The organism is Paenibacillus sp. PvR133, from assembly GCF_017833155.1.
Taxonomy (GTDB): domain Bacteria; phylum Bacillota; class Bacilli; order Paenibacillales; family Paenibacillaceae; genus Paenibacillus; species Paenibacillus polymyxa_B.
This window is the reverse complement of sequence record NZ_JAFIBS010000001.1, coordinates 1712501-1730180: the sequence shown is the minus strand read 5'-3', so window position 1 is coordinate 1730180 and position 17680 is coordinate 1712501. Positions and strand designations below refer to the sequence as shown.

General features: G+C 48.3%; 8 protein-coding genes, 21 tRNA genes and 5 rRNA genes (1 of these 34 only partly in view). 4 read left to right on the top strand and 30 right to left on the bottom strand.

From position 1 onward, the window contains the following. Nucleotides 1-7: 7 nt before the first annotated feature. The 3 genes from JOE49_RS07720 to JOE49_RS07710 form a co-directional block, all read right to left on the bottom strand. Nucleotides 8-841 (bottom strand): carbohydrate ABC transporter permease, encoded by an 834-nt coding sequence (locus JOE49_RS07720; RefSeq protein WP_013308419.1) that lies wholly within the window; start codon nucleotides 839-841, stop codon nucleotides 8-10. 5 nt (nucleotides 842-846) lie between these two features. Next, on the bottom strand, nucleotides 847-1737 hold the full coding sequence (locus JOE49_RS07715) for a carbohydrate ABC transporter permease (RefSeq protein WP_023986662.1): 891 nt from the start codon (nucleotides 1735-1737) through the stop codon (nucleotides 847-849). Between the two features lie 223 nt (nucleotides 1738-1960). Continuing rightward, nucleotides 1961-3292: an extracellular solute-binding protein gene (locus JOE49_RS07710; protein WP_209940837.1), complete on the bottom strand. Its 1332-nt coding sequence runs from the start codon at nucleotides 3290-3292 to the stop codon at nucleotides 1961-1963. Between the two features lie 293 nt (nucleotides 3293-3585). On the opposite strand from JOE49_RS07710, the gene JOE49_RS07705 reads away from it, so the two are divergent. Further along, nucleotides 3586-3744 (top strand): hypothetical protein, encoded by a 159-nt coding sequence (locus JOE49_RS07705; protein WP_165147892.1) that lies wholly within the window; start codon nucleotides 3586-3588, stop codon nucleotides 3742-3744. Between the two features lie 179 nt (nucleotides 3745-3923). Here the strand turns inward: JOE49_RS07705 and rrf (JOE49_RS07700) are convergent. From rrf (JOE49_RS07700) to JOE49_RS07685, 4 genes are all read right to left on the bottom strand, one after another. After that, nucleotides 3924-4040 (bottom strand): 5S ribosomal RNA (rrf, locus tag JOE49_RS07700). A 150-nt stretch (nucleotides 4041-4190) separates the two neighbouring features. After that, a 23S ribosomal RNA gene (locus tag JOE49_RS07695) occupies nucleotides 4191-7117 on the bottom strand. A 362-nt stretch (nucleotides 7118-7479) separates the two neighbouring features. Then, nucleotides 7480-9035 (bottom strand): 16S ribosomal RNA (locus JOE49_RS07690). The 16S, 23S and 5S rRNA genes sit together here, the layout of an rRNA operon. A gap of 582 nt (nucleotides 9036-9617) precedes the next feature. Then, on the bottom strand, nucleotides 9618-10358 hold the full coding sequence (locus JOE49_RS07685; RefSeq protein ID WP_023986659.1) for a Crp/Fnr family transcriptional regulator: 741 nt from the start codon (nucleotides 10356-10358) through the stop codon (nucleotides 9618-9620). 299 nt (nucleotides 10359-10657) lie between these two features. On the opposite strand from JOE49_RS07685, the gene JOE49_RS07680 reads away from it, so the two are divergent. From JOE49_RS07680 to JOE49_RS07670, 3 genes are all read left to right on the top strand, one after another. Further along, a complete protein-coding gene (locus JOE49_RS07680) occupies nucleotides 10658-11107 on the top strand; it encodes a GAF domain-containing protein (RefSeq protein ID WP_028542674.1) in 450 nt (149 codons plus the stop codon). 144 nt (nucleotides 11108-11251) lie between these two features. Next, the gene (locus JOE49_RS07675) at nucleotides 11252-11905 is read left to right on the top strand and encodes a response regulator (protein WP_023986657.1); all 654 of its coding nucleotides are present in this window, start codon (nucleotides 11252-11254) and stop codon (nucleotides 11903-11905) included. Continuing rightward, a complete protein-coding gene (locus JOE49_RS07670) occupies nucleotides 11898-13001 on the top strand; it encodes a PAS domain-containing sensor histidine kinase (RefSeq protein WP_023986656.1) in 1104 nt (367 codons plus the stop codon). The genes JOE49_RS07675 and JOE49_RS07670 overlap by 8 nt, the downstream gene beginning before the upstream one ends. 200 nt (nucleotides 13002-13201) lie before the next feature. Here JOE49_RS07670 and JOE49_RS07665 read toward each other — a convergent pair. From JOE49_RS07665 to JOE49_RS07555, 23 genes are all read right to left on the bottom strand, one after another. Then, nucleotides 13202-13272 (bottom strand) — tRNA-Gly (locus JOE49_RS07665). 9 nt (nucleotides 13273-13281) lie between these two features. Further along, nucleotides 13282-13355 (bottom strand) — tRNA-Pro (locus JOE49_RS07660). Nucleotides 13356-13377: 22 nt separating this feature from the next. Beyond that, nucleotides 13378-13454: transfer RNA gene (locus JOE49_RS07655), tRNA-Arg, on the bottom strand. 26 nt (nucleotides 13455-13480) lie between these two features. Continuing rightward, nucleotides 13481-13551: transfer RNA gene (locus JOE49_RS07650), tRNA-Cys, on the bottom strand. 10 nt (nucleotides 13552-13561) lie between these two features. Next, a tRNA-Gly gene (locus tag JOE49_RS07645) sits at nucleotides 13562-13636 on the bottom strand. 6 nt (nucleotides 13637-13642) lie between these two features. Continuing rightward, a tRNA-Leu gene (locus JOE49_RS07640) sits at nucleotides 13643-13729 on the bottom strand. A gap of 14 nt (nucleotides 13730-13743) precedes the next feature. Further along, nucleotides 13744-13819 (bottom strand) — tRNA-Lys (locus JOE49_RS07635). 4 nt (nucleotides 13820-13823) lie between these two features. Further along, nucleotides 13824-13898 (bottom strand) — tRNA-Gln (locus tag JOE49_RS07630). A 17-nt stretch (nucleotides 13899-13915) separates the two neighbouring features. Beyond that, nucleotides 13916-13988 (bottom strand) — tRNA-His (locus JOE49_RS07625). Between the two features lie 19 nt (nucleotides 13989-14007). Beyond that, nucleotides 14008-14093, bottom strand: a tRNA-Tyr gene (locus JOE49_RS07620). Nucleotides 14094-14097: 4 nt separating this feature from the next. Next, nucleotides 14098-14173 (bottom strand) — tRNA-Thr (locus JOE49_RS07615). A 26-nt stretch (nucleotides 14174-14199) separates the two neighbouring features. Further along, nucleotides 14200-14272, bottom strand: a tRNA-Phe gene (locus JOE49_RS07610). Nucleotides 14273-14338: 66 nt separating this feature from the next. Beyond that, nucleotides 14339-14415, bottom strand: a tRNA-Asp gene (locus JOE49_RS07605). 25 nt (nucleotides 14416-14440) lie between these two features. Next, nucleotides 14441-14514, bottom strand: a tRNA-Met gene (locus JOE49_RS07600). A 30-nt stretch (nucleotides 14515-14544) separates the two neighbouring features. Next, nucleotides 14545-14620: transfer RNA gene (locus tag JOE49_RS07595), tRNA-Val, on the bottom strand. Between the two features lie 6 nt (nucleotides 14621-14626). Further along, a tRNA-Glu gene (locus JOE49_RS07590) sits at nucleotides 14627-14698 on the bottom strand. Between the two features lie 32 nt (nucleotides 14699-14730). Then, nucleotides 14731-14822 (bottom strand) — tRNA-Ser (locus tag JOE49_RS07585). Between the two features lie 3 nt (nucleotides 14823-14825). Next, nucleotides 14826-14899: transfer RNA gene (locus tag JOE49_RS07580), tRNA-Met, on the bottom strand. A gap of 34 nt (nucleotides 14900-14933) precedes the next feature. Next, nucleotides 14934-15009, bottom strand: a tRNA-Asn gene (locus tag JOE49_RS07575). 4 nt (nucleotides 15010-15013) lie between these two features. Further along, nucleotides 15014-15089: transfer RNA gene (locus JOE49_RS07570), tRNA-Ala, on the bottom strand. 22 nt (nucleotides 15090-15111) lie between these two features. Further along, nucleotides 15112-15188: transfer RNA gene (locus tag JOE49_RS07565), tRNA-Ile, on the bottom strand. A 36-nt stretch (nucleotides 15189-15224) separates the two neighbouring features. After that, a 5S ribosomal RNA gene (rrf, locus tag JOE49_RS07560) occupies nucleotides 15225-15341 on the bottom strand. 150 nt (nucleotides 15342-15491) lie between these two features. Then, nucleotides 15492-17680: ribosomal RNA gene (locus JOE49_RS07555) — 23S ribosomal RNA — on the bottom strand (it continues 738 nt past the right edge of the window).

Genomic DNA, 17680 nt, shown 5'->3' with positions numbered 1-17680 from the left:
CGGCCGCCTATCCTTTAACCGCTCCCGCAACCATGCCCTTGGTGATATTTTCGGACAGAACAAAATAAATAATAATGACCGGTAAGGCACCCATGACTAGAAAAGCACCAATATTACCGTAGTTCACAGAATACTGGCTGACGAACGTATATACGCCGAAAGGGAGAGTTTTGAGCTTCTCGGACGAGATAAAGGTGGCAGCCATAATGTATTCATTCCAGATGTTAATGAAAGTTAAAATACATACCGTCATGATAGGCGGAATCGAGATGGGTAAGATTACACTGCGGAAAATACGATAAATGCTTGCTCCGTCAATGTAAGCGGATTCTTCAATTTCGTGGGGAATGGACCGCATAAAGCCGGATAGGATGAAGACCGCAATCGGTGTCTGAAAAGCAATGTAGGGTAAAATCAGTGAGAAATACGTATTCAGAATATGGACGTTTTTAAACATCACCATCAGCGGCAGCAGTGTAGCTTGCATCGGGATCATCATCCCGATCAGAAACAAAGTCAGCACAACAGCCCCGAAGCGCCAACGAAAACGTGTAATCGCATAAGCAGTCATTGAGCTTAATAAAATGACGAAAATCATCGTAACCCCGGTCACCAGCACACTGTTTCCTAAATAGCGCAAGTAGCTCCCTGATTCATAGGCTTCCTGATAGTTGTGCCACTGGGGCACTTGAGGGAGTGCAAAGAAGCTTGAGCTCAATATCTCTTCATTCGTCTTCAACGAATAGGTCAGCAGCCAAAAGAGTGGATACAGCTGCGTGACAATTAAGATTGCCAATAAGGAAAAGACTCCCGTTTTTTTTAAGGCATTCAACAGTTCCATCTCCTTTAGCTTACCTTATTTTCGATTCGTTTGAAAACAAAATTTATCACAATTGTAAATGACAAGCAAATCACTACGAGAATTGAAGCTAATGCACTGCCATATCCGTATTTCATCGATAAAAAGGACATATTGTACATATACGTAGATACTGTATCCGTTGCATGAGCTGGTCCTCCACCCGTCATCACCCAGATCAAATCAAATGATTGCAGGGAGCCGATAAATGCTAATACAATTGATATCTTGAAAATAGGTACAATGAGCGGCAGCGTAATATAGCGGTCTGCTTTGAATCCTTCAGCTCCATCAATTTTGGCTGCTTCGTACAGCTCATTCGGTATATTTTGTACCCCGGTAAACTGGATAAGCAAATGATAGCCAAAATACTGCCACAACGATACAAAATAGAGGGCGTACATCGCTATCTGCGGTTCCGTCAGCCATGAGCGCGTCCAGCTTTCCAGCCCAATCGCCAGCAAAATACCGTTCAGCATTCCACCCATCGAAGCTGGATTATAGATCGTCTTCCACAGCTGCCCGATAATGACCACCGATAGAATAACCGGCAGAAAATACATCGTAACCAGCGTATTGGCCTTACGCACATAACGATTAAGCAAGATCGCCAGCAACAGACAAAACGGAATTTCCAGCATGGAAAACACAGCGAACATCATAGTCCGTTTCACGGACGGCCAGAACACTGAATCTGCTGTAAAAATCCGTTCAAAATTAGCCAGCCCCACGAACTTTGCCTCGGCGATTCCGTTCCAATCCAGCAATCCGCAATACACCGACACCAGAATCGGAACAAATACCATACAGGTATACAACAACAGGCAGGGTAGCACGAAAACGGCAATGGTACGTGCTGGCACCTTCAGTACATTCATGCTCTAATCTCCTTTGTGTTGATTCTGAACATCTTCTGAGGATGCACAACCTACATGATTTCCAATCAGGGAAGGAGCACTCTGCCCCCTCCCTAGTGTCAGCTACTTCAGGATTTTGCAAAATTCGATTCCAGTCGCTCCAAAGTGCAATATCTAGACGAACTAGGCCATTCCGATCATTGTTCATTGGGAGTCGTTTATTGGATTTTTGCAAAATCCTCACTTATTTATTCGCTTCAAAAGTGTTCTGATGTTCCTTGGCAACTTGTGCAGAGTCTTCCTTTTGCACGAACAGGTTTTGAATGCTACTCAGATGCGCCTGCGCAATAGCCGGATTCATCGTATTATCAAAAGCGAGATCGCCCCCTTTTACATTCTTGAACAGCTCATTAAGACTAATCGCTAACTCGGAGTAGCCCGCTTCCTTCAGATCACCTTTCATTTTCTGACCACTGCCAATCGCATTTTTCAGATCAAACTGAATTTTGGGCATCTCCGTAATAAAATAGTGCAGAAAATCCTTCGTCTCCTGTAAATGTTCACTGTTCGCAGATACCGCAAATGCGCTGCCCGGCGCAATTACATACTCATTCACATCACCCTTGCCATTCACCGTAGGGAATTGAAACGCTCCTACCTTACCCGCTACCGAAGAAGCATCAATAGACCCCGTTTCCCATGTACCCATGATATACATCGCGGCTTTTCCTGTTTTAAAAATATTACCACCTGCATTGTAGTCAATAGATGTAGCTCCATCCGGGAAAGCTCCTGCCTGCACCAATTCCTGAAATGCATCCACCGCTTCCACAAAAGCCGGGTCGTTAAACGTCTTTTTGCCGTCCAGTACATCATTGAGAAAATTCGGTCCTTCATTCGTACGCAACAAAATGTTCATAAAAAGGAGGGACCCCGTCCATGAATCCTTTTCCCCAATGGCAATCGGAGTAATTCCCTTCGCCTTCAGCGTTTTGACCGTCGTAATCAGCTCGGCAAAGGTGGTCGGCAACTTCTGGATTCCCGCCTGCTTGAACAGTTCCTTATTGTAAAACACCACTTCTATATTGTTGCCATCCGGAAAAGCGTAGAGCTTATCGTCGAAACTATAGTAATTAAGAAGTCCATTCTGAAATGTATCTTTTAACCCCTCTTTATCAGCCACATCGTTTAATGGAGCCAGCAGCCCGGCATCTACGAATGGCTTCATCTGTGCAGCCGGGTTTACAATCGTGATATCAGGTACTTCCTTCGCCGCTGCCTGTGTCTTCAGCTTAAGCTTTTGTTGATCTGTATTTAGCGAATCCAATTCAATTTTGACATGAGGATGATCCTGCTCGTATTGACCTACAATTTGCTTAATCATTTTGTACGAAGGGGTGCTCGGATCAGGATTAATGTTCTGAAAGGTAATCGTAACATCTTTCGTTTCGGTGCCTCTGCTCGGTTCTCCTGAATTTCCCGGACTTGCGCTTTGTCCGTTATTACAAGCTGCCAGCGTCAATGCCAAGGCGCTCACCATCGCAACGGCAAACGCTTTCATTTTTGTTCTGCTCATGGTCCTTTTCCTCCTCTTGTTGAAGCATTGCGCAATTTGCCCTCCTTATTGGTGGACACTCAATCCCGCTTGTTCTTTTCATTATGTTCCATAGAAAAGACGTGAACAATGCGTGAACTTAAGGAGAAGGGTTTGTTTTTTCAAGCCCTCATTTGCGTGCTTCAAAATTCATTCATATCATAACTTGCAATTTATCTAGAACACAGGCATAATATGAATAAGATCATATTTTGATAATGATTATCATTATTAAATGATAAATACACATAGACTTTAAAGGAGGCAGGACCGCAGTGAAAGAAACTTTCAGTAAAACCTCCCTGCATATTGATGATTATTTGGACCTTCTCAATCTTGCCGTACAAGTCGGAGATACCAAGTGGCAAAAAGAAATTACCCGTAAACTTCAAGCCTTGAGTGTCCTTCAGACAGAACAGGTTGAAATAGATTAACTTCCCCAGTTAATACTGTCCTTAGTTAAAAATGCTAACTAAGCACCACTATACAAAGGACAACCAGGATATCATAAAACTTTTGACCGAATCCATGAGAAAGATCTTTCATGTGAATGATAAATGAATCGGTTATAGGAAAAAGAGCACAGCCCGTTAAGGCTGTGCTCTTTTATCTTGCTTGGCGACGTCCTACTCTCCCAGGACCCTGCGGTCCAAGTACCATCGGCGCTGGAGGGCTTAACGGTCGTGTTCGGGATGGGTACGTGTGGAACCCCTCCGCTATCGCCACCAAACATGAATTTACATCGTAAATTCTACCGTACGGTTATTCGGTTCATCACTTAACGTGTGAATGAATAGCCATGCGCTTGTTGTATGTATTTCTACATACCTTCAAGGTTACACCCTGAAAACTGGATCCGAAACTTATTTGCGTTTTATTTTAGGATAAGCCCTCGACCGATTAGTATTGGTCAGCTCCATGCATTACTGCACTTCCACCCCCAACCTATCTACCTCGTCGTCTTCAAGGGGTCTTACTAATTGGGAAATCTCATCTTGAGGGGGGCTTCACGCTTAGATGCTTTCAGCGCTTATCCCTTCCGTACATAGCTACCCAGCGGTGCTCCTGGCGGAACAACTGGTACACCAGCGGTACGTCCATCCCGGTCCTCTCGTACTAAGGACAGCTCCTCTCAAATTTCCTACGCCCACGACAGATAGGGACCGAACTGTCTCACGACGTTCTGAACCCAGCTCGCGTACCGCTTTAATGGGCGAACAGCCCAACCCTTGGGACCTACTTCAGCCCCAGGATGCGATGAGCCGACATCGAGGTGCCAAACCTCCCCGTCGATGTGGACTCTTGGGGGAGATAAGCCTGTTATCCCCAGGGTAGCTTTTATCCGTTGAGCGATGGCCCTTCCATGCGGTACCACCGGATCACTAAGCCCGACTTTCGTCCCTGCTCGACTTGTAGGTCTCGCAGTCAAGCTCCCTTCTGCCTTTGCACTCTTCGAATGATTTCCAACCATTCTGAGGGAACCTTGGGGCGCCTCCGTTACTCTTTAGGAGGCGACCGCCCCAGTCAAACTGCCCACCTGACACTGTCCTCGCACCGGATCACGGTACCAAGTTAGAACCTAGATACGATCAGGGTGGTATCCCAAGGATGCCTCCTCTCAAGCTGGCGCTCAAGATTCAACGGCTCCCACCTATCCTGTACAGATCGTACCCAAATTCAATATCAAGCTGCAGTAAAGCTCCATGGGGTCTTTCCGTCTTGTCGCGGGTAACCTGCATCTTCACAGGTATTAAAATTTCACCGGATCTCTCGTTGAGACAGCGCCCAAGTCGTTACGCCATTCGTGCGGGTCAGAATTTACCTGACAAGGAATTTCGCTACCTTAGGACCGTTATAGTTACGGCCGCCGTTTACTGGGGCTTCGGTTCATAGCTTCGCCCCGAAGGGCTTACCACTCCCCTTAACCTTCCAGCACCGGGCAGGCGTCAGCCCGTATACTTCGCCTTGCGGCTTCGCACAGACCTGTGTTTTTGCTAAACAGTCGCTTGGGCCTTTTCACTGCGGCCCCCTCGGGCTATTCACCCTACCGAGGCACCCCTTCTCCCGAAGTTACGGGGTCATTTTGCCGAGTTCCTTAACGAGAGTTCTTCCGCGCGCCTTAGAATTCTCTTCTCGCCTACCTGTGTCGGTTTGCGGTACGGGCACCTTCTCCTGGCTAGAGGCTTTTCTTGGCAGTCTGAGATCATGACCTTCGCTACTATAATTTTCGCTCCCCATCACAGCCCAGCCTTACGATGTGCGGATTTGCCTACACACCAGCCTCACTGCTTAGACGGACATCCATCAGTCCGCGTCACTACCCTACTGCGTCACCCCATCGCTCATAACGGATTACGGTGGTACAGGAATTTCGACCTGTTGTCCTTCGACTACGCCTATCGGCCTCGCCTTAGGTCCCGACTTACCCTGAGCGGACGAACCTTCCTCAGGAACCCTTAGGCTTTCGGCGGATCTGATTCTCACAGATCTTTTCGTTACTCATACCGGCATTCTCACTTGAATGCAGTCCAGCGCTCCTTACGGTACACCTTCAACCCGCATTCAACGCTCCCCTACCCCTGATGCAAGCATCAAGCCATAGCTTCGGTGGTGTGTTTAGCCCCGTTACATTTTCGGCGCAGAGTCACTCGACCAGTGAGCTATTACGCACTCTTTCAATGGTGGCTGCTTCTAAGCCAACATCCTGGTTGTCTGTGCAACTCCACATCCTTTCCCACTTAACACACACTTGGGGACCTTAGCTGATGGTCTGGGCTGTTTCCCTTTCGACAATGGATCTTAGCACTCACTGTCTGACTCCCGGAACTAAATCTATGGCATTCGGAGTTTGACTGAGCTTGGTAACCCTTGCGGGCCCCGCACCCAATCAGTGCTCTACCTCCACGATTCTTCTTTCCGAGGCTAGCCCTAAAGCTATTTCGGGGAGAACCAGCTATCTCCGGGTTCGATTGGAATTTCTCCGCTACCCCCACCTCATCCCCGCATTTTTCAACATGCGTGGGTTCGGGCCTCCAGTGCGTGTTACCGCACCTTCACCCTGGACAGGGGTAGATCACCCGGTTTCGGGTCTACGTCCACGTACTCATTCGCCCTATTCAGACTCGCTTTCGCTGCGGCTTCAGCTCTTCACCTTAACCTTGCACGGGAACGTAACTCGCCGGTTCATTCTACAAAAGGCACGCCATCACCCATAAATAGGGCTCTGACTTCTTGTAAGCACACGGTTTCAGGATCTATTTCACTCCCCTTCCGGGGTGCTTTTCACCTTTCCCTCACGGTACTGCTTCACTATCGGTCGCCAGGGAGTATTTAGCCTTGGCAGATGGTCCTGCCGGATTCATACGGGGTTTCACGTGCCCCGCACTACTCGGGATCCGTCTCGGAGAGAACAAGTTTTGAACTACAGGGCTTTTACCTTCTCTGGCGGGCCTTTCCAGACCTCTTCATCTAACCGGTTCCTTTGTAACTCCATGTGAGACGTCCCACAACCCCAAGGAGCAAGCTCCTTGGTTTGGGCTAATCCGCGTTCGCTCGCCGCTACTGACGGAATCACTATTGTTTTCTCTTCCTCAGGGTACTTAGATGTTTCAGTTCCCCTGGTCTGCCTCTATTCTGCCTATGTATTCAGCAGAAAGTGACTGTCGATGAAGACAGCCGGGTTTCCCCATTCGGACATCCCCGGATCAAAGCTTGCTTACAGCTCCCCGAGGCCTTATCGTTGTTCGCCACGTCCTTCGTCGGCTCCTGGCGCCTAGGCATCCTCCGTGTGCTCTTTGTAGCTTAACCTAGACTTTTCTTTCAAAGAAAGAAAATGTCGATGTTCGATAAAGAATGATTTTTGCCAAAGGCAAAAGATCTTTCCTTACCTGCTACCTTTATTTCACTTGTTTACACAAGATCAGCTTAAAGGAATATTCTAAAACGCAATTTCGTTTCGGTATCCAGTTTTCAAGGTGCAATTCGCTTCATCGAAGCGAAACCCGATGAATATTTCGGTTCCACACGGATGTGTGAATGAAACATTCGTCGAAGCTTGAGAGTTTGAGCTCTCAAAACTGAGCAACGAGTGAGTAACAGGCCTAAACCTGAGTTTTGAAGCTTACGCTTCATATTTGAATGTTTCCGTTGCAGGAAACGATTCTCCATAGAAAGGAGGTGATCCAGCCGCACCTTCCGATACGGCTACCTTGTTACGACTTCACCCCAATCATCTACCCCACCTTCGGCGGCTGGCTCCCTTGCGGGTTACCCCACCGACTTCGGGTGTTGTAAACTCTCGTGGTGTGACGGGCGGTGTGTACAAGACCCGGGAACGTATTCACCGCGGCATGCTGATCCGCGATTACTAGCAATTCCGACTTCATGTAGGCGAGTTGCAGCCTACAATCCGAACTGAGACCGGCTTTTCTAGGATTGGCTCCACCTCGCGATTTCGCTTCCCGTTGTACCGGCCATTGTAGTACGTGTGTAGCCCAGGTCATAAGGGGCATGATGATTTGACGTCATCCCCACCTTCCTCCGGTTTGTCACCGGCAGTCTGCTTAGAGTGCCCAGCTTGACCTGCTGGCAACTAAGCATAAGGGTTGCGCTCGTTGCGGGACTTAACCCAACATCTCACGACACGAGCTGACGACAACCATGCACCACCTGTCTCCTCTGTCCCGAAGGAAAGGTCTATCTCTAGACCGATCAGAGGGATGTCAAGACCTGGTAAGGTTCTTCGCGTTGCTTCGAATTAAACCACATACTCCACTGCTTGTGCGGGTCCCCGTCAATTCCTTTGAGTTTCAGTCTTGCGACCGTACTCCCCAGGCGGAATGCTTAATGTGTTAACTTCGGCACCAAGGGTATCGAAACCCCTAACACCTAGCATTCATCGTTTACGGCGTGGACTACCAGGGTATCTAATCCTGTTTGCTCCCCACGCTTTCGCGCCTCAGCGTCAGTTACAGCCCAGAGAGTCGCCTTCGCCACTGGTGTTCCTCCACATATCTACGCATTTCACCGCTACACGTGGAATTCCACTCTCCTCTTCTGCACTCAAGCTCCCCAGTTTCCAGTGCGACCCGAAGTTGAGCCTCGGGATTAAACACCAGACTTAAAGAGCCGCCTGCGCGCGCTTTACGCCCAATAATTCCGGACAACGCTTGCCCCCTACGTATTACCGCGGCTGCTGGCACGTAGTTAGCCGGGGCTTTCTTCTCAGGTACCGTCACTCTTGTAGCAGTTACTCTACAAGACGTTCTTCCCTGGCAACAGAGCTTTACGATCCGAAAACCTTCATCACTCACGCGGCGTTGCTCCGTCAGGCTTTCGCCCATTGCGGAAGATTCCCTACTGCTGCCTCCCGTAGGAGTCTGGGCCGTGTCTCAGTCCCAGTGTGGCCGATCACCCTCTCAGGTCGGCTACGCATCGTCGCCTTGGTAGGCCTTTACCCCACCAACTAGCTAATGCGCCGCAGGCCCATCCACAAGTGACAGATTGCTCCGTCTTTCCTCCTTCTCCCATGCAGGAAAAGGATGTATCGGGTATTAGCTACCGTTTCCGGTAGTTATCCCTGTCTTGTGGGCAGGTTGCCTACGTGTTACTCACCCGTCCGCCGCTAGGTTATGTAGAAGCAAGCTTCTACATAACCCCGCTCGACTTGCATGTATTAGGCACGCCGCCAGCGTTCGTCCTGAGCCAGGATCAAACTCTCCATTAAAGACCAACCGAAGTCGGTTTATAGAAAGAGCGATAAGCTCATTTTGAAACTGACGAGATAAAATATCTCTTGTTTGATTTTGCGAACAAAATCGTTTCACTCACTCGTTGTTCAGTTTTCAAAGACCAAACATTCCTCTTTCGCTGCGTTTTTCAGCAGCTATAAGATCATATCATGTTCGTTTCAAAAATGCAAGGGTTATTTTTTTCTTTTTTTGAAGATCGTTTCACCCAAGCTTTTTGCTTTTGAAACTGCTGTTTTGTTTTCAGCTCAAATAATATATCATTTTCAGCAAAAGAAAGCAACTTGTAAATAATCCCTTTTTCAAACTTAAAATCCCTTTCACCTTTTAGTCAACCATTATTAGCTCCAATGTTATTTCAAAACAGCTAGTTCATAAAATGCCATGTGTTCAGTTCCATTTAATATAAATACATTATTGGTAATTAACCGCTATACGACGTTAATTAGTTTTTTTGTAATCTATTTTGTTCGTTAACCCCGTTACCCCATGTGCTAGATTGTTAGAAGACATGCAACAAGGCGAAGCCTCTTGGACCCCGCCTAATGGTATTCATAATATTAGAGGCGACAAATTTCATGGGCACATTGGCCGTACGAAGGACAGCAGCACATGCCACGTAATACCTTGAGATCGTGAATGACAATCTTTCCATCCCTTGTATCTAGGGTTCCCTGCTCTTTCAGCGCGCTCAGCATCCGGTTCACACTCTCTCGCGTCGCTCCAATCATCTCACCTAATTCAGAGTGACTTAGCTTCATATTTAGTAAAATGCCATCCTTCACAGCCACGCCACATGTATTGCTAGCACGGATCAATGTAGACGCTAGCGCTCCAGTTTTACCATACAACAGTAAGTCCCGAAAACGCGATTGCATAATGCGTTGCTTCATCGCCATCCACTGGATGAACTGAAGTGCCATTTCCCCATTTTTGGACAAGAGCGACTCCAAATCCTTAACAAGCACGACGCCTAACTCACACACATCGGCTGTTTCCGCAGTGCAACTATACTCTTCTCCATCTATCCCGCTAAATTCCCCAATTAAGTCGCCTTGATGCTGAATGGTCAGAATCAGTTCTTTACCATCTTCTGTCGATTTACGAAGTTTAACATGACCTGAATGTATATAATAAAGCTGCTCTGCATCATCGCCCTCTCGGAAAAGCATAACGCCTGCCTTTACCTTCTTCCAGGACATAATATCTTTTAGCAGATCCAAATGTTCTTCTGTCAAATAAATCTGAATTCCCGTGCGTTCCGCTTCGTCCCCAAACCGTTCCATACAAGTGGCTTGCATGTTAGCGTCCTCCTCGTGTTTACCTGATATCTATATCATAATGTTTTAATGCCTGGGTTGTTATCGGGAGAACACCTGATTTTATACCTTCCTACTCCCTGATTTACTGTGATAAATATCACTTCCGAGGTAAGCTAATGCCCCATTTATCGGCCTTTTCCCTACTCCTTACCCGACCTGATGAAAAGTCAGTGTTTCCTGCACCTATAGATCAGGGGGTTCCCTGATCTACTTTTGTAACTGTCGGAACTACAATGAATTAGAGATATAGTTTGGTTATGAAAAAGGATGTGTCTTCTATGCTACAAATAACGGATGAAATGCGAAAAGAACTGAACCAGTTGAGAGATACTATTTATGGTGATCTCACTGCCCTTGCATTTATGTCCAAGTCGGGTGGTAAGTTGCATTGGTATTACGCCTCCGGTAGCCGAAGCAATCGCTATCGCCTTATTTCTTTTAAGATTGGCCATGGTATTGCCGGGATGGCTGTTCGCTTGGGACGTACCGTGACTGTAAGTGCTTTGCTATCAGGTAGTATACGTTTGCGTCAGGAATGTGCACTAATGCTGGCCGAGCAGCTTCACTCTGCTGTTGCTATTCCCTTTTCCAGCACAGGGGATCTGCCCAACGGTGTGCTGCTTCTTGGTAATCGTGATGTGAGGATGTTCACAGAGTCTGATGTAGCCGAGGCCACTCAAGTCGCTCAACGCCTTAGCCAACTATGTGCTTACCCTCTTACTCCATAGATCAACAATGTTTCTGTAGATAATGAAACTCATAAAATACTTGATATCACTGTCCCTAACTATCTTTGTTGATTGAAATCCCTAAAATTTGCTATGATTATGACAAAACGCACGGTTTTTTTTACCGTTCGAGGGGATGACAAATTGATTCGTATACTAGTAGTGGATGATCACGTTGTCGTACGTTCTGGCCTCATGGCCCTATTGGACGGCAAAAACGGTATCAAGGTAGTAGGAGATGCAGCAGACGGGGATGAGGCAATCCACAAGGCAGTGGAGCTACAACCTAATGTCGTGCTCATGGATTTTAGCATGCCACCTGGCAAAGATGGTCTCACGGCAACCACTGAATTAAAAAAAAAGTTGCCCGACACAGAAGTCCTTATTTTAACAATGCATGATGATGAAGAATATCTGTTCCGGGCCATTCAGGCTGGAGCATCCGGATATATTTTAAAAAGCGCACCTCACGAGGAGTTGCTCGCTGCCATCCAGTCTGTAGCCGAGGGTAGTGCCTATTTGTACCCGAATGCAACCAAACGACTGATGAGTGAATATCTGGACAAAATCAAACAGGAAGGCATAGCCGGACCCTATGAATCCCTATCTGAGCGGGAAAAGGAGATTCTATCGTGGGTAGCCAAAGGATATGCCAACAAGGAAATTGCCGAGCACCTAGTGATTAGCGTCAAAACCGTAGAGTCCCATAAAAGTAACCTTATGGAGAAGCTTAACTTGAAAACACGACCTGAGCTAGTCAAATTCGCACTAAAAAAGGGGCTTCTCCATTATGAATGAACCTTCTAATCCTTTACTGCAGCATGCCTTTGGTGAATCAACCGATACACTGCTGAATGATCTGGAAATTTATATACCAGAGTCCCCTTTTCTCCATGCACTGCGTAACTCACTCCACCAACTATCCAATCTTAAATTTGCTCTAGATACGTCTTCCATCGTTGCTTTGACCGATCATCGAGGTATTATTCAGTACGTGAACGACAAGTTCTGTGAGATTTCGCAATACAGTCGTGAAGAGCTGATCGGTCAGGATCATCGTCTCATTAATTCAGGCTATCATACCCCTGCCTTCATGAAAAACCTGTGGACTACAATCCGTTCAGGTGAGGTTTGGCAAGGAGAAATACGTAATCGTGCTAAAGATAACAGCTACTACTGGGTGAATACTACGATCGTTCCGTTTATGGACGAGGAAGGTAAACCCTATCAGTACTTAGCGATTCGTAATGAGGTCACTAAACTGAAGAAAGTAGAAGCAGAACTCCAGTCTATGATGACGCAAGTCATGCAAATACAGGAAGAAGAACGTAAACGCTTTTCAAGAGAGCTACATGATGGGATAGGACAAAGCTTGTTTTCACTTATTATTCAGTTAGATAGCCAACTTGCCGAACAACCTAGTGCTGCTCTGGAGAGTCTTCGTTCGCAGGTGACCGACATCATCAAAGATGTTCGTGGTCTAGCGTGGGAACTTCGTCCCTCAGTTCTGGATGATTTGGGTGTCGTCCCAGCTATAAGAACCTATATTGAAAACTTCTGTTCTCATTACGGGATTGAGGTGCATTTTCAATGCACTCTACGTAAACGCCTTGATATTCGCAAGGAAATAGCAATTTATCGGATTGTACAGGAGGCATTAACGAATGTAGCCAAATATGCAGATGTAGCGGAGGCATATGTCGATGTTGAGGATCAAGATGAAATGATACAAGTGACCATTCGGGATGAGGGCATTGGATTCTCTGGAAAGTCCCAAGGAGAGGGAGTTGGATTGTTCAGTATGGAAGAACGAGCTAGAGGGGTAGGGGGATTTATGAGCATGACCTCTGCTCCAGATGAGGGAACCTCCATCCAGCTGACCATTCCCGTGTAAAAACTGTCCACTAGATCGGTTATCGGTGTATACCAGTTGTATGATCAGAACGATATACACCGATACCGAGATTATGAATAATCAACACATTGTGGGTACATGAAGATAAATACAAAAAAAGAGAGAGCTCTGTCCCCAGACAGGCTCTCTTTATTTATAAGGTGTCACCACTGAGGCAACAAGAATCCGCTATAGCAAAAAGCGGGTGATGGGAATCGAACCCACGCTACCAGCTTGGAAGGCTGGAGTTCTACCATTGAACTACACCCGCAAATCAGTATCGGGATGACACGATTTGAACATGCGACCCCCTGGTCCCAAACCAGGTGCTCTACCAAGCTGAGCTACATCCCGACATTATACTTTTTTTAAGAAATGGCGCGCCCTGAGAGATTCGAACTCCCGGCCTTTTGATTCGTAGTCAAACGCTCTATCCAGCTGAGCTAAGGGCGCATATTTAAATCCATAATGAGCAGTCAAGGCGCCACCCAGATTTGAACTGGGGATGAAGCTTTTGCAGAGCTTTGCCTTACCACTTGGCTATGGCGCCGTATGGATAATGGAGCGGACGACGGGAATCGAACCCGCGACCCTCGCCTTGGCAAGGCGATGCTCTACCGCTGAGCCACGTCCGCAAAATATGGTGCGGTCGAGAGGACTCGAACCTCCACGGGGGTTAGCCCACACGGACCTGAACCGTGCGCGTCTGCCAATTCCGCCACGACCGCAAAATAATTATAAATGGTGAGCCATGAAGGACTCGAACCTTCGACACCCTGATTAAAAGTCAGGTGCTCTACCAACTGAGCTAATGGCTCTTAATGGCTGGGGATATAGGATTTGAACCTATGCATGACGGAGTCAAAGTCCGTTGCCTTACCGCTTGGCTAATCCCCAATAAATTAAGAATAAAGGGCGGCCGATGGGGCTTGAACCCACGAATGCCGGAGTCACAGTCCGGTGCGTTAACCACTTCGCCACGACCGCCATATGATTATGAAAAGACTGGTGGAGGATGATGGATTCGAACCACCGAACCCGTAAGGGAGCAGATTTACAGTCTGATGCGTTTGGCCACTTCGCTAATCCTCCAAAATGGTGCCGGCGAGAGGACTTGAACCCCCAACCTACTGATTACAAGTCAGTTGCTCTACCAGTTGAGCTACACCGGCACATTACTCATTTCCCACTTGAAAGGTGGCTCGGGACGGAATCGAACCGCCGACACGAGGATTTTCAGTCCTCTGCTCTACCGACTGAGCTACCGAGCCATATTTTGTTTTATTATTACACCATATAATCCACACTATATATGTCAACTATATATGAGATTAAAATGGCGGAACTGACGGGATTCGAACCCGCGATCTCCTGCGTGACAGGCAGGCATGTTAGGCCTCTACACCACAGTTCCAGAGGCATTTCCAATAGGAAATTAATTGCGGGGGCAGGATTTGAACCTACGACCTTCGGGTTATGAGCCCGACGAGCTACCGAACTGCTCCACCCCGCGTCATTAAAAGGGATTTATCAAATTTTCTTATGGTGGAGGCTGAGGGGATCGAACCCCCGACCCTCTGCTTGTAAGGCAGATGCTCTCCCAGCTGAGCTAAGCCTCCATATTATGACCCGTAGGGGATTCGAACCCCTGTTACCTCCGTGAAAGGGAGGTGTCTTAACCCCTTGACCAACGGGCCTTACAAAATAAGTTCTGATTCCAATAAATTTATGGCGGAGAGAGAGGGATTCGAACCCTCGCACCACTTTCGCAGTCTAACCCCTTAGCAGAGGGTCCCCTTATAGCCACTTGGGTATCTCTCCGAGTAGCGGCAGAGGGGATCGAACCCCCGACCTCACGGGTATGAACCGTACGCTCTAGCCAGCTGAGCTACGCCGCCACCTTATATATAAAAGTCAGAAATATTCAAAACATGGCTCCCCGAACAGGACTCGAACCTGTGACAACTCGATTAACAGTCGAGTGCTCTACCAACTGAGCTATCAGGGAATATTGGTGGAGCCAAGCGGGATCGAACCGCTGACCTCCTGCGTGCAAGGCAGGCGCTCTCCCAGCTGAGCTATGGCCCCAATCTTTTTGTTATTCTAGAAGTGGTGGGCCTTAGTGGACTCGAACCACCGACCTCACCCTTATCAGGGGTGCGCTCTAACCAGCTGAGCTAAAGGCCCTAACATGTAAAACTTCATCATCCTTTAAAGGATATCGCTTGGCGACGTCCTACTCTCCCAGGACCCTGCGGTCCAAGTACCATCGGCGCTGGAGGGCTTAACGGTCGTGTTCGGGATGGGTACGTGTGGAACCCCTCCGCTATCGCCACCAAACATGAATTTGCTGTGCAAATTCTACCGTACGGTTATTCAGTTCATCACTTATCGTGTGAATGAATAGCCATGCGCTTATTGTATGTATTTCTACATACCTTCAAGGTTACACCCTGAAAACTGGATCCGAAACTTATTTGCGTTTTATTTTAGGATAAGCCCTCGACCGATTAGTATTGGTCAGCTCCATGCATTACTGCACTTCCACCCCCAACCTATCTACCTCGTCGTCTTCAAGGGGTCTTACTAATTGGGAAATCTCATCTTGAGGGGGGCTTCACGCTTAGATGCTTTCAGCGCTTATCCCTTCCGTACATAGCTACCCAGCGGTGCTCCTGGCGGAACAACTGGTACACCAGCGGTACGTCCATCCCGGTCCTCTCGTACTAAGGACAGCTCCTCTCAAATTTCCTACGCCCACGACAGATAGGGACCGAACTGTCTCACGACGTTCTGAACCCAGCTCGCGTACCGCTTTAATGGGCGAACAGCCCAACCCTTGGGACCTACTTCAGCCCCAGGATGCGATGAGCCGACATCGAGGTGCCAAACCTCCCCGTCGATGTGGACTCTTGGGGGAGATAAGCCTGTTATCCCCAGGGTAGCTTTTATCCGTTGAGCGATGGCCCTTCCATGCGGTACCACCGGATCACTAAGCCCGACTTTCGTCCCTGCTCGACTTGTAGGTCTCGCAGTCAAGCTCCCTTCTGCCTTTGCACTCTTCGAATGATTTCCAACCATTCTGAGGGAACCTTGGGGCGCCTCCGTTACTCTTTAGGAGGCGACCGCCCCAGTCAAACTGCCCACCTGACACTGTCCTCGCACCGGATCACGGTACCAAGTTAGAACCTAGATACGATCAGGGTGGTATCCCAAGGATGCCTCCTCTCAAGCTGGCGCTCAAGATTCAACGGCTCCCACCTATCCTGTACAGATCGTACCCAAATTCAATATCAAGCTGCAGTAAAGCTCCATGGGGTCTTTCCGTCTTGTCGCGGGTAACCTGCATCTTCACAGGTATTAAAATTTCACCGGATCTCTCGTTGAGACAGCGCCCAAGTCGTTACGCCATTCGTGCGGGTCAGAATTTACCTGACAAGGAATTTCGCTACCTTAGGACCGTTATAGTTACGGCCGCCGTTTACTGGGGCTTCGGTTCATAGCTTCGCCCCGAAGGGCTTACCACTCCCCTTAACCTTCCAGCACCGGGCAGGCGTCAGCCCGTATACTTCGCCTTGCGGCTTCGCACAGACCTGTGTTTTTGCTAAACAGTCGCTTGGGCCTTTTCACTGCGGCCCCCTCGGGCTATTCACCCTACCGAGGCACCCCTTCTCCCGAAGTTACGGGGTCATTTTGCCGAGTTCCTTAACGAGAGTTCTTCCGCGCGCCTTAGAATTCTCTTCTCGCCTACCTGTGTCGGTTTGCGGTACGGGCACCTTCTCCTGGCTAGAGGCTTTTCTTGGCAGTCTGAGATCATGACCTTCGCTACTATAATTTTCGCTCCCCATCACAGCCCAGCCTTACGATGTGCGGATTTGCCTACACACCAGCCTCACTGCTTAGACGGACATCCATCAGTCCGCGTCACTACCCTACTGCGTCACCCCATCGCTCATAACGGATTACGGTGGTACAGGAATTTCGACCTGTTGTCCTTCGACTACGCCTATCGGCCTCGCCTTAGGTCCCGACTTACCCTGAGCGGACGAACCTTCCTCAGGAACCCTTAGGCTTTCGGCGGATCTGATTCTCACAGATCTTTTCGTTACTCATACCGGCATTCTCACTTGAATGCAGTCCAGCGCTCCTTACGGTACACCTTCAACCCGCATTCAACGCTCCCCTACCCCTGATGCAAGCATCAAGCCATAGCTTCGGTGGTGTGTTTAGCCCCGTTACATTTTCGGCGCAGAGTCACTCGACCAGTGAGCTATTACGCACTCTTTCAATGGTGGCTGCTTCTAAGCCAACATCCTGGTTGTCTGTGCAACTCCACATCCTTTCCCACTTAACACACACTTGGGGACCTTAGCTGATGGTCTGGGCTGTTTCCCTTTCGACAATGGATCTTAGCACTCACTGTCTGACTCCCGGAACTAAATCTATGGCATTCGGAGTTTGACTGAGCTTGGTAACCCTTGCGGGCCCCGCACCCAATCAGTGCTCTACCTCCACGATTCTTCTTTCCGAGGCTAGCCCTAAAGCTATTTCGGGGAGAACCAGCTATCTCCGGGTTCGATTGGAATTTCTCCGCTACCCCCACCTCATCCCCGCATTTTTCAACATGCGTGGGTTCGGGCCTCCAGTGCGTGTTACCGCACCTTCACCCTGGACAGGGG